This is a genomic window from Rhodococcus sp. KBW08, from assembly GCF_003852455.1.
GTDB lineage: Bacteria > Actinomycetota > Actinomycetes > Mycobacteriales > Mycobacteriaceae > Rhodococcus_F > Rhodococcus_F baikonurensis.
The window spans coordinates 105,888-117,016 of sequence record NZ_QAJJ01000006.1 but is presented as its reverse complement, the minus strand read 5'-3'; the positions used below and the strand labels follow the sequence as shown (position 1 = coordinate 117,016).

11 protein-coding genes and 1 tRNA gene are annotated in these 11,129 nt (G+C 63.1%); 7 read left to right on the top strand and 5 right to left on the bottom strand.

The annotated features are described in order from the left end of the window. The first annotated feature begins 67 nt into the window (after nt 1-67). A complete protein-coding gene (locus DBV08_RS08240; protein WP_124567094.1) occupies nt 68-1,330 on the top strand; it encodes a hypothetical protein in 1,263 nt (420 codons plus the stop codon). 15 nt (nt 1,331-1,345) lie between these two features. Here the strand turns inward: DBV08_RS08240 and efeB are convergent, their stop codons facing one another. The 3 genes from efeB to efeU are packed head-to-tail and all read right to left on the bottom strand — an operon-like array spanning nt 1,346 to nt 4,674. Further along, nucleotides 1,346-2,626 carry an iron uptake transporter deferrochelatase/peroxidase subunit gene (gene efeB, locus DBV08_RS08235; RefSeq protein ID WP_095972161.1) on the bottom strand — a complete coding sequence of 427 codons (1,281 nt, stop codon included), beginning with the start codon at nt 2,624-2,626 and terminating at the stop codon, nt 1,346-1,348. Beyond that, nucleotides 2,627-3,757: an iron uptake system protein EfeO gene (efeO, locus tag DBV08_RS08230; RefSeq protein WP_124567093.1), complete on the bottom strand. Its 1,131-nt coding sequence runs from the start codon at nt 3,755-3,757 to the stop codon at nt 2,627-2,629. A gap of 14 nt (nt 3,758-3,771) precedes the next feature. Beyond that, complete coding sequence (gene efeU, locus DBV08_RS08225; RefSeq protein ID WP_124567146.1) at nt 3,772-4,674, bottom strand: iron uptake transporter permease EfeU; 903 nt, start codon at nt 4,672-4,674, stop codon at nt 3,772-3,774. 278 nt (nt 4,675-4,952) lie between these two features. On the opposite strand from efeU, the gene DBV08_RS08220 reads away from it, so the two are divergent. From DBV08_RS08220 to DBV08_RS08195, 6 genes are all read left to right on the top strand, one after another. Continuing rightward, nucleotides 4,953-5,627, top strand: a complete 675-nt coding sequence (locus DBV08_RS08220) for a lytic transglycosylase domain-containing protein (RefSeq protein ID WP_378375484.1) — start codon at nt 4,953-4,955, stop codon at nt 5,625-5,627. A 214-nt stretch (nt 5,628-5,841) separates the two neighbouring features. Beyond that, complete coding sequence (gene eno / locus DBV08_RS08215; RefSeq protein ID WP_003946309.1) at nt 5,842-7,128, top strand: phosphopyruvate hydratase; 1,287 nt, start codon at nt 5,842-5,844, stop codon at nt 7,126-7,128. A 134-nt stretch (nt 7,129-7,262) separates the two neighbouring features. Further along, nucleotides 7,263-7,874, top strand: a complete 612-nt coding sequence (locus DBV08_RS08210; RefSeq protein WP_124567092.1) for a septum formation initiator family protein — start codon at nt 7,263-7,265, stop codon at nt 7,872-7,874. Continuing rightward, the gene (locus DBV08_RS08205) at nt 7,871-8,416 is read left to right on the top strand and encodes a DUF501 domain-containing protein (RefSeq protein WP_020908542.1); all 546 of its coding nucleotides are present in this window, start codon (nt 7,871-7,873) and stop codon (nt 8,414-8,416) included. Before DBV08_RS08210 ends, DBV08_RS08205 begins: the two co-directional genes overlap by 4 nt. Then, complete coding sequence (locus DBV08_RS08200) at nt 8,413-9,378, top strand: Ppx/GppA phosphatase family protein (protein WP_095972165.1); 966 nt, start codon at nt 8,413-8,415, stop codon at nt 9,376-9,378. Before DBV08_RS08205 ends, DBV08_RS08200 begins: the two co-directional genes overlap by 4 nt. 34 nt (nt 9,379-9,412) lie before the next feature. Continuing rightward, nucleotides 9,413-9,486 (top strand) — tRNA-Leu (locus DBV08_RS08195). Nucleotides 9,487-9,512: 26 nt separating this feature from the next. On the opposite strand, the gene DBV08_RS08190 is transcribed toward DBV08_RS08195, so the two are convergent. Together DBV08_RS08190 and DBV08_RS08185 are read right to left on the bottom strand one after the other, a co-directional pair. Further along, a complete protein-coding gene (locus tag DBV08_RS08190; RefSeq protein ID WP_095972166.1) occupies nt 9,513-10,199 on the bottom strand; it encodes a hypothetical protein in 687 nt (228 codons plus the stop codon). A gap of 548 nt (nt 10,200-10,747) precedes the next feature. Beyond that, complete coding sequence (locus tag DBV08_RS08185; protein WP_095972168.1) at nt 10,748-10,942, bottom strand: hypothetical protein; 195 nt, start codon at nt 10,940-10,942, stop codon at nt 10,748-10,750. Between the last annotated feature and the right edge of the window lie 187 nt (nt 10,943-11,129).

The following is an 11,129-nucleotide window of genomic DNA, read 5'->3' as shown; positions in this document are numbered from 1 at the left end:
AACTTCCCGCTACGGATAACATACCGCAAGTATGTTTTGCGACGAATAAGCAGTGCAAGAGTTGGATATGGGGGTGCGTACAGCGATGGATCCAGTGTTCGGTGCGTCGTTGGGCGCTGCATCGGTTCGTATTGTTCGGGCCGACTCCCAGCCGGAAACCGGATCCGCGAGCAGTCGATTCCTGACTCGGACGGTAGACGCACACGACGCCTCTCCGGTGAGGACAGCCGCGATTCACCTAGTTGCTGCGGTTCGCGGGGACACTTCACGGATGGTCATCGCGGTTCCTGACGAGCGGCAGAACGTGGCGCTCGAATCGGAACTGCGTGCCCGAGGTATCGAGGGTGTTGTCACGGTGTCGGAAGCGGTGGCCGTTGTCGCGCTGGTACGGACTTCGGGTGCGGCCGAAGGTTTTCGGTTACTGACAGTTCTCGACATCGGTCGAACGGGGGTGACTGTCTCGATGATCGAGATCGGAACCGCGACAACGATCGCGTCCACGCGGTCGACGGCGCTCGCCGGTGACAGGCTCGACGGGGTAGTCGCGGAGTTACTCTCCGCAACCACGGATGATGCAGCCCTCGACGCTGATGCAGCGTTCGACGCCCGCGAAGTCAAGGAATACCTCGCCAGTGGCTCCCGTCGTGCGCAGGTGATGCCCGTTCCCGAGTCCATGTGCATCCGTTTCGATTCGGTTGTCACGCGGGAAGTCGAGGACACGCTGATGGTGATCCGAGAAGTTGCGGCACGAGCCCGGTGTGTCCCTGACGCTTTGGTTCTCGTCGGAGGAGGCGCCCGAATTTCACTGGTGGAGAAGATGCTCGAGCGGGAGTTTTCGGTACCGGTGATCAGGCCGGCCGAGCCCGAGCTCGCCTCGGCCAAGGGTGCAGCATTGATAGCCGAGGTCTTACATCAGGAGCACCTCAGCTCGGAAGTCGCGGTTTCGGAAGTCTCGGTTTCGGGCGTCTCTGACTCTGAAATCGCAACGGATGCGGTAGAACGGTCTTCCGATCAGGCCGTGGTGCGCAGTGTCGGTGAAACCGAAGAAGACACGGAATCGGATTCGCTTCCTTCTGGTGGGCTTGGGCGAATGCAAATCCTTGTGGGCGTTGGGTTCTCGCTGGTTGCACTGACCAGCTTCCTCGCGTGGGCGGTGCTGCGCCCGTTCTCGGATCCTGCGCAGGCGGAACCACCGCTGACCCAAACAACGGCGATTGTCGCGCCGGTGCCTACCTCCGGGTTGCTGCCGCCGACCACGACCAAGGCAATCGATCCACTGACCGAGCGGAATCGGGCACCGGTCAATTTGGTGCGTTCGTGGAGATACTGAAACCGGTGACGCGCATCAGGTGAACAGCTGGGAACTCCAGTCCTTGCCGTCGGCAAGACCACCGGGGCACGCGAAGACGGCAGAACCGACGTGTTGGATGTATTCGTTCAGCGCGTCGTGTCGTGAAAGGTTTTGCTGCATCGGAACAAACTGCTCGACCGGATTCCGGCAGTACGCAACGAAGAACAGTCCCGCGTCCAGGTGGCCGAAGCCGTCGGAGCCGTCGGTGAAGTTGTATCCGCGGCGCAGGATCTGAATCCCACCGAGTTCCTCGGCAGAGGCCAGACGCACGTGTGAATCCTCCGGGATGACGAAGTCGTGTCCCATCTTGGAATCGAGATCGAGTTCGTCGAACTCGTCTTTGCCGCCGAGTGGCGCTCCACTGCGTTTGGAGCGGCCGATCACGGCTTCCTGTTCCTTGAGTACTGCGCGATCCCACTGCTCGATCAGCATGCGGATTCGTCTGGCGACGAGGAATGATCCGCCTGCCATCCAGGCCTGATCGTCAGTGGGATCAACCCAGACGTGCTGGGCGAGTGCGTCCGGGTCTTCTGCCTTGATGTTGGCTGTTCCGTCCTTGAACCCGAACAGATTTCGGGGTGTCGCCTGCGTCGTCGAGGTCGAGGACGTTCGTCCGAATCCGAGTTGTGACCATTTGACCGACGCGGTCCCGAACGCGACTCGCGCGAGGTTGCGGATCGCGTGGACGGCAACCTGGGGATCGTTGGCGCACGCTTGGATGGCGATGTCGCCCCCGCTGCGATTCGGATCGAGGTTGTCCGCGCGGAAGTGGGGGAGATCGAGCAAGGCAGCAGGTTTCTTGTCTGCGAGCCCGAAACGGTCGTCGAAAAGTGACGGTCCGAATCCGATGGTCAGGGTGAGTTGCGACGGTGCGAGATCGAGCGCCTCGCCGGTATCGCTCGGTGGCGCGTACGGTCCGTCGCCGGTCGCTCCGTCCTCGGTTGCTTCTTGACCCGCTGTCATCCGTTCGGCCATCGCCGTCCACGTCTGCAGCAGCGTGATCAGTTCGTCGCGCGACTTCGTCGTCACGTCGAAAGCGACGAAGTGCATGCGATCCTGGGCAGGCGTCGTGATGCCTGCCTGATGTTCGCCGCGAAAGGCCACCACGTCTGCGTGATCGGTGCCGGAATTCTGGTCGGCGGTCACCCGACCGATGACGGCGCCGGCACCGGCCAGGACCGCCCCGGCTCCCACGGCGCCGAACAGTCGGCGCCGTGAGACTGCATGCGGCGCTGGGTTTTCCGCAGCGGGTGTGCCTTCTGGTGAATCTGTCATCTACTGTCCCGCAACTACTTCCTGGACCTGGCTGACCTCGGCGGACAGGGCATCGATTTTACGCGAAAGTTCCTGACGCTGTGCCTCGGTGACGGTGTCGTAGTACACGAATCCGTCGCCGACGCGGAACTGTGCCAGAGCGGCGTCGAGGTCGGCGAATCGGTCCGCGATGCGCTGGGCGAGCTCGGGATTGCGTTCCTGCAGAATCGGGTTCAGTGCTGCGATGGCGGCTTGCGAGCCGTCGACATTGGCTTGGAAATCCCAGAGGTCGGTGTGCGAGAAGATGTCTTCCTCGCCCGTGATCTTGGAGGTCGAGATCTCGTCGAGCAGCCCTTGAGCGTCGCCGGCGATCTTGGTGGGATCGATCGTGTAGCCCTCGGCGTTCACCTGATCGGCAAGATACTGAATGTCTTCGAGCAGCTGGTCGGCGACCGCGTTGGTATCCGGCTGAAAGCCGGTCACCCACAAGTCCTTCTCGAGGCGGTGGAATCCTGTCCAGACCTGACCGGGCTCCAGGTCCGCTTCACGCAGGTCCAGCTTGGGATCGAGTTCGCCGAAGCTCTCGGCTTCGGGCTCGATGCGCTCGTAGTAGGTACGTGCGATCGGGAACAGTGCCTTCGCCTGGTCGACGTTGCCGGACTGAACGGCGGCGACGAACTGAGCTGCGGTGTCCTGCAGTGCGACGATCTGGCTGCGGATGTACCGCCGGTAGCCGTCGGCAGCTTCGGTGAGTTGGCCGCTCTCGTCGGTGGCCGCCTGCGAATCGCCCGTGACGACGAAGTCCTGACGGATGCCGGTTCCGACCATGCCCGGCTTGCACGCGAGTTGATAGGTCGCAGCCTCGGGAAGAGAGACGATCAGCTGCCGGGTAAGGCCGGGGCCGATGTTCTCGACTTCGCCCATCGCTCGGTCACCCTCGGCGAAGACGTAGAACTCGGTGACCTTCGAGCCGTTGTTCGTCACCTGGAACGTCGAACTGCCAGTGGTTCCGGTGGTGGCACTGATGTCACACGAATCGTCGGTGGCCGTGACGACGATGTCGCCGTCGCTCGCCGTCGTCTTCTCGGTGCACGCCGCGAGAGAGAAGGGTAGTACCGCAGCCGTGGCCAGTACGAGGGTGGATTTACGCATGTCGGTAATGCCTCTCAGGATTTCTCGGGAACGTGTGTGTCGTGCGCAGGCGGGGTTGCCGGCTCCGAAGGGCTGGGCGGAAGGGGACGCAGGAAGAGCGCGAGGACGACTACGAGATAGACGAGCCACGCGACGGCCTGCAGGACCGTCGGATCCGGGCGGAAGTTGAAGATTCCGGCGAGGACGGTGCCGTACCAGGTCGACGGGTCGTAGCCGGGCGTCAGGTTGAACGCGAGATTCGAACCGCCCGGAAGCACATTTCCGGTCTGTAGAGCGCGAACACCGTATGAGAGGATTCCGGCGGCTACGACGATGAGGAAGATCGCCGTGTACCGGAAGAACGTCGTCAGGTTGAGACGGAGGGCGCCGAAGTACATGGCGACGGTCAAGACGGCGGCCAAGAGAATTCCGAGGAGCAACCCGACCAGCGGCCAGGAGCTGCCTGCGGTGTTCTCGGCGTAACCGACCATGAGCAACGCTGTCTCGACGCCTTCACGACCGACCGCGAAGAACGCCAGCGACAAGATGGCGACCGGGCCTGCAACGAGAGCCTTTTCCATCCCGGCCTTGAGGTCTCCGGAAATGTTCTTCGCAGCCGTGCGCATCCACAGGACCATGATCGTGACGATGACGACGGCGATCAGGGAGGCAACACCTGCGATGATCTCGGCGGTCAAGCCGTCGACCGTCGAGGTTCCGTAGTGGATCGCGAAGAAGATGATCGCCACCATCGCGACGGCGATCGCGACGCCGAGCCACACCCATTTGAGTGCGTCCTTGCGCTGCGCCTTCACGAGGTAGGCGGCGAGAATCATCACCACGATGCCCGCTTCGAGGCCTTCGCGCAGACCGATCAGGCCACTGCCGAATAACTGGGTGGCAACTGACGGTGTGCTCGCGGCAGCGAGTACCGACACGGGCACGGGCGACTCCTGACTGAGTGAGTGCAACAGCTTCTGACGAACGACTGAGGCTAGGCCAGCCTTAACTCAGAAGAAGATACTCCACATTCGGTGGTGAACCATGCCCTGACCTGTACTTTTGCTGTTCTTTACCAACGGATTCGGGAGTAGTTCGCTCGCATGTGGATGATGGAAGGGTGTACCGAACTCCCGCTGCCCGCAGAAGTCCCCGGCGTCTCTCTCGAGCCGTAGCAGCAGTAGCTGCTGGAACAGCTTTACTGGGCGCAGGCGTCGTGGCTTGTGGATCGAACGAACCGAAAGTAGCCATTCCGGAAGGCATACCCCCAGGTACCGGCTCTCCGACGCCGCCGATCGATATCAATGCTCCCGGCCGCAGTGCTGATCAACTCGCCGACTGGGCAGCGGGATTGTCGGACGACATCGGGATCGGGACGACGGCACTCGAGGCCTACGGGTACGCCGCTGCGGTCATGGCCGAGACGCTTCCCAGCTGCGGAATCGGGTGGACAACGCTGGCCGGTATCGGCAGCGTCGAGAGCCGCCACGGGACCTACGACGGTTCGTCGGTCGACGCTTCGGGCCAGGTCGCCCCGATCATCCGGGGAATCCCTCTGGACGGTGGCCCGGGAGTTGCCGAGATCCCCGACACCGACGGCGGGACGATGGACGGCGATCCAGTGCACGACCGCGCGATGGGGCCTATGCAGTTCATCCCCGAGACATGGCTCAAATGGGGAGTCGACGCCAACGGTGACGGCCGGGTGGACCCCGACAACATCGACGACGCTGCCCTCACCGCCGCCCGCTACCTGTGTGCACGCGGGGGAGATCTCACGACTGCTGCCGGGTGGCAGCAGGCGCTCATGGCGTACAACCTCTCGGGCGACTATCTCGCCCTCGTTCGTGATCGTGCGTCGGCGTATTCAGTCGGGGTACGGCCGGACTGACGGTGATCGATCCGCAGGTCGGGCCCGTGACCGCGCGTCGATAAAGAAGCCTTCGGCCCGTGCGGTTAGGCTGTGTGCTGGCACTACAGAGGTGCTGGCACTGCAGAGGCCCAGCCGCGATCGTGGTCCTCTTTCGACCGGAGGGGTCGGAGCCCAAGTGTCAAGCACGCAGAGCGTGCCCCAATGCGAAGCCCATTCGAAGGAGAACCACACAGTGGCCAGTATTGAGCAGGTCGGAGCTCGCGAGATCCTTGATTCCCGTGGCAACCCCACGGTTGAGGTCGAGGTTCTGCTCGAAGACGGAAGTTTCGCCAGGGCCGCGGTGCCGTCCGGCGCTTCGACCGGTGAGCACGAAGCCGTCGAACTGCGCGACGGTGGCGCACGCTACGGCGGAAAGGGCGTCGAGAAGGCCGTGGAGGCTGTGCTCGGCGAGATCGCTCCGGCCATCATCGGTATCGACGCAACCGAGCAGCGCACGGTCGACCAGGCGCTGCTCGATGCAGACGGCACCCCGGACAAGTCGCGTCTCGGCGCAAACGCTCTGCTCGGTGCCTCGCTTGCCGTGGCTCGCGCCGCTGCCGAGTCCTCGGGCCTCGAGCTGTTCCGCTACGTCGGTGGCCCCAACGCTCACGTTCTCCCCGTCCCGATGATGAACATCCTCAACGGTGGCGCGCACGCCGACACCGGTGTCGACGTCCAGGAGTTCATGGTTGCTCCCATCGGTGCACCGAGCTTCAAGGAATCGCTGCGCTGGGGTGCCGAGGTCTACCACTCCCTGAAGTCGGTTCTCAAGGAGAAGGGCCTCTCCACCGGTCTCGGTGACGAAGGCGGATTCGCGCCCGACGTGGCAGGCACCAAAGAAGCGCTCGACCTCATCACGATCGCCGTGAACAAGACCGGCCTCAAGCTGGGTACCGACGTCGCGCTCGCTCTCGACGTGGCCGCCACCGAGTTCTACACCGACGGCACCGGCTACAAGTTCGAAGGCAAGAACCGCACTGCGGCCGAGATGGCAGCGTTCTACGCCGAGCTCATCGACGCCTACCCGCTCGTCTCCATCGAGGATCCGCTCGACGAAGACGACTGGGACGGCTGGGTCGCACTCACCGATCAGATCGGCAACAAGATCCAGCTCGTCGGCGACGACCTCTTCGTCACCAACCCCGAGCGCCTCGAAGAAGGCATCGTCAAGGGTGCGGCCAACGCACTCCTGGTGAAGGTCAACCAGATCGGCACCCTGACCGAGACCCTCGACGCCGTCGATCTCGCTCACCGCAACGGCTACAAGACGATGATGAGCCACCGTTCCGGCGAGACCGAGGACACCACCATCGCCGACCTCGCAGTTGCCGTCGGCAGCGGCCAGATCAAGACCGGTGCTCCGGCGCGCAGCGAGCGCGTTGCCAAGTACAACCAACTGCTGCGTATCGAGGAGAACCTCGGCGACGCAGCACGTTACGCCGGCGAGGTTGCGTTCCCGCGCTTCGCTTTCGAGGCCTGACGGAAATCTAAGATTCAGTAGTGTCTGCACAGCGAGGTAAACCACGATCCCCCGGCGGAAGTCCGGGGGGTCGTGGTTCCCGTCGTGGGGACACACCGTCGCGTGCGCGTCGGGACAGCGCCCGACGCCCACGCGTGTCGGAACCTTCGGTAGATCCGGCAGCAGTCGATTCCTCCGTGTCAGACCCCGCCCAACCGGGGGTTTCCGCCGAGAAGTCGTCGGTGCGCGGGTCCAAGTCGGCTCGGGGGAAGAGCGGAACCAACAAGTTCTGGTCTCGGCTTCCGAAGTCGGACAACACCATTTTCGGCTTGTCCACCAGTCGGGCCGTTGTGCTCGCGATGGTTGTCCTCATGCTGGCGCTGACACTGGCAGTACCGCTGCGCACCTACATCAGCCAGCGTTCCGATGCCGCGCAGGTGGCCGCCGAACGCCAAGTGCTCGAGGAAGAACTGCGAAAGCTGCAAGGCCAGAACGCTCGCTTCGACGACCCTGCGTACATCGAAGCTCTTGCACGAGAACGCCTTCGGTACGTCAAACCGGGCGAGACCCCGTTTCAGGTTCAGCTTCCCGGCGACTACAAGGAACCCGAGAAGAAGCAGGAAAAGGAAACACCGCTGACAGGTCCGTGGTATCGCGATCTGTGGCAGACGATTTCGGAACCGCCAGTGGTTCCCGAGACGACGACACCGGCTCCGATGCCGTTGGCGCCGATCGAGCCAGAAGAACAAGGAGTACCCACCGGGTGAGCAACACGTCCGAAAATTCCCCACAGGTTTCACAAGCGGACCTCGACGCCGTTGCCGCTCAATTGGGCCGTGAGCCACGCGGAGTGATCGAGATCGCGTACCGCAGCCCGGACGGTCAGCCCGGCGTGGTCAAGACCGCCCCCAAACTTCCGGACGGAACACCGTTCCCGACGCTGTACTACCTCACCGACCCGCGACTGACTGCCGAAGCGAGCCGTCAGGAATCCGCCGGCGTCATGCGTGAGATGACCGAACGTCTGACCCAGGATCCCGAGCTTGCCGCGGCCTACCGCCGGGCGTACGAGTCGTACCTCGCCGAGCGGGACGCGATCGAATCTCTCGGAACCGACTTTGCCGGTGGTGGGATGCCGGATCGGGTCAAGTGCCTGCACGTGCTCATGGCGCATTCGCTTGCCAAGGGTCCCGGCGTGAATCCGCTCGGTGACGAGTCCGTTGCCTTGGCAGGCCACGGGAAGCTCCGCGGTACTGCAATTCCCGCGGACTGGCCTGGCATCGACGATGCCGACACCGCCGACCGGTGACTCGCCGTGTTGCCGCAGTCGATTGCGGTACCAACTCCATTCGACTGCTGATCGCCGACGTCGGCGCCGACGGCCGTCTGGTGGATGTCCGGCGCGAGATGCGCGTCGTGCGACTGGGTCAAGGCGTTGATGCGACAGGGACATTCGCGCCCGAGGCCATCGAACGCACCCGGGTCGCGCTGGTCGAGTACGCGTCGATGATCGCCGATGCCGGAGCAACCGCCGTTCGGATGGTCGCGACCTCGGCTACTCGCGACGCTGCGAATCGCGAAGACTTCTTCACGATGACGCGAGACGTGCTCGGTGCGGTCATTCCCGGATCCGGAGCCGAGGTGATCACCGGCGACGAAGAGGCGCGACTCTCGTTCAGCGGTGCTGTGGGAGAACTTGATCCGTCCGAGGGCCCCTTCGTGGTGGTCGATCTCGGCGGCGGATCCACCGAAGTTGTCCTCGGCGACGCGTCGGGCGTCCAGGCTGCGTACTCCACCGACATCGGCTGTGTGCGCGTCACTGAGCGGTGCCTACCGTCGGATCCGCCTACGGCAGAGCAGGTTTCCGAGGCGACGACTTTTGCGACTGCAAAACTTGCCGAGGCGTTCGAGGCCGTCCCCGTCGAGAAGGCGCACACGTGGGTGGGTGTCGCTGGAACCATGACGACGCTGGCCGCGATCGCGCAGGATCTTCCGGAGTACGACGCCGAGAAGGTGCACCTGTCGAGGATTCCGTTCAAGCAACTCTTCGAGGTGTGCGAGCGTCTTACCGCCATGCCTCGGGTTGATCGTGCCGCCTTCGGCCCGATGCATCCGGGGCGGGTGGACGTCATCGGTGGCGGAGCGATCATCACCACGGTGCTGGCTCAGACGTTCGAAGCCAAAGCCGGGATCACCGAACTGGTTGTCAGCGAACACGACATCCTCGACGGCATCGCGATGTCGATAGCTCAGACCCACCCGATAGTCTGATCCCTGCCGCACCCGACCAGTCGGGTGCGGCACGGCCCCCATAGCCCAATTGGCAGAGGCAACGGACTTAAAATCCGTCAAGTGTCGGTTCGAGTCCGACTGGGGGCACCGCGTAGCGACTGACCTTCCAGTCGCTACTGAGCCCAGACCGTCGTTCCGGCAGGGGCGTTCAGTGTGTTGACGAGGTCGATGCCGGCTACGACAGCCGCGCCGCCGCCGCCGAGGATCGTTCCGGCGACACCGCCGATTCCGGCTCCCGTTGCGAGACCACCCAGGCACAGTGCTGCAGCGACGGGGAGGCCGACGATGGTCAAGCCCAGCGGAGCACCGACAGCGCAACCGATTCCGGCGCCGACGATGGTGCCGAGCAGGCTGCCGACCTGAGTGCCGAGACCGAGCTGGCTCTGGAAGTGCGCAATCGCCCGATCATTCTCCTCGGGTGAGGCGACGGGCGTCCAATCCTTTGCAGCAGGCGCACTCTCGGGCCGAGGAGTGGCCTTAGCCGAATCGGTGATCGGGGTCAGCGTGAGGGTCTTACCGTCTTCACTGATCGTGCGATCGAAGGGAAACTGCAGATCCCCGAGGTTGTATGCGAGAGGCAACGAAACAAGGTCGGCTCCCTTGCTGTCCTGCAAGACGACAGACTTGCCGTCGCCGGATACCTTGAACAGCCCGGCGTCGATAGTGGTGACGATCGACTTGTCGACGATCTTCGCTTCGTAGTTCACGTCGGTCGACGGATCAGCTGATGCGATCCCTGTTGATGCTCCGACTGCAGCGACCGCTAGAGCAGTCACAGCCGCCTTCTTGAAGAAACCCATAGTTCAACCCCGTGTTCGCCTGCGTGTGCTCGCAGAAACTCGACAACTTCGGACATTGGTAAACCCCCGACAAAGCCTTCGTATTAAAGCAGACCGAAGTGACGGAAGGGATAGTTGCGCTCGGGCCGACCGGAAGCGGGCGGTGCAATCGAATTTTCCGTTTGCAGTACCAAGGCGTCGAACATGTGTGCGAAAATGTGAAGATGCGGTTGACTGAGCGATCCCCGGACCGCTGCCCGAACGGACACCGACTCACGGCGAACACCTGCCTTGTCGGCTGGGAGGTGTGCGGGTGTGCCTCGACCGAGAATGGCGGGCATCGGACCCATTACTGCAGGCGCTGCGGTGAAACCGTCCGGACGCCAGAGTGTGTCGGCGTGGATCCGCAGAAAAGTCGGTGGAGTTGAAGGGGTGCCCTGCCTGTTTGGGTGGGGCAACCAGGCAGGGCAGTGGCTTGCCGTCCCTCTCAATACCGACCTACGGCGAACCATCGGCGTTGAAACTACCCACAGTTCGTGACGCGCGCCACTTACGTACCGGTACCTTCGTTAGCCGAGGTCGAACGTGGCGACGACGGCGGTCGTCGACGTCCCCGCGGGGACGTGGTTCATCGAGAAATCGCGGTCCCGATCTGGGTTCACGACGCTTGCCAGCAGGAGCATGGCGGCGACAAAGAGAACTCCTGCGGCGAGGTAGGCGATTCTCACGGGCAGGCGTGGGCGTCGATCTGAATTCGTGGACATTCACGTTCTCCATCGGTGCATGTTGGACGAACGCTTAGTTTAACGATCAACTAATAAGATGGCACGAACAGTGATGCAAGATACGAAAAGACCCTCGATCTCGGGGGAAATCGAGGGCCTTTCCTGTCGAACGTCGGCGTCGCCAAGCACATAGCGTCACCGACCCACTATCGGTGTCGAGCGTGAC

Bases quoted from the DNA above. Each gene is read 5' to 3' on its own strand.
- DBV08_RS08185 (WP_095972168.1), bottom strand. From the start codon at position 10,942: ATGTCCACGAATTCAGATCGACGCCCACGCCTGCCCGTGAGAATCGCC.
- efeO (WP_124567093.1), bottom strand. From the start codon at position 3,757: ATGCGTAAATCCACCCTCGTACTGGCCACGGCTGCGGTACTACCCTTC.
- efeB (WP_095972161.1), bottom strand. From the start codon at position 2,626: ATGACAGATTCACCAGAAGGCACACCCGCTGCGGAAAACCCAGCGCCG.
- DBV08_RS08190 (WP_095972166.1), bottom strand. From the start codon at position 10,199: ATGGGTTTCTTCAAGAAGGCGGCTGTGACTGCTCTAGCGGTCGCTGCA.
- DBV08_RS08240 (WP_124567094.1), top strand. From the start codon at position 68: ATGGGGGTGCGTACAGCGATGGATCCAGTGTTCGGTGCGTCGTTGGGC.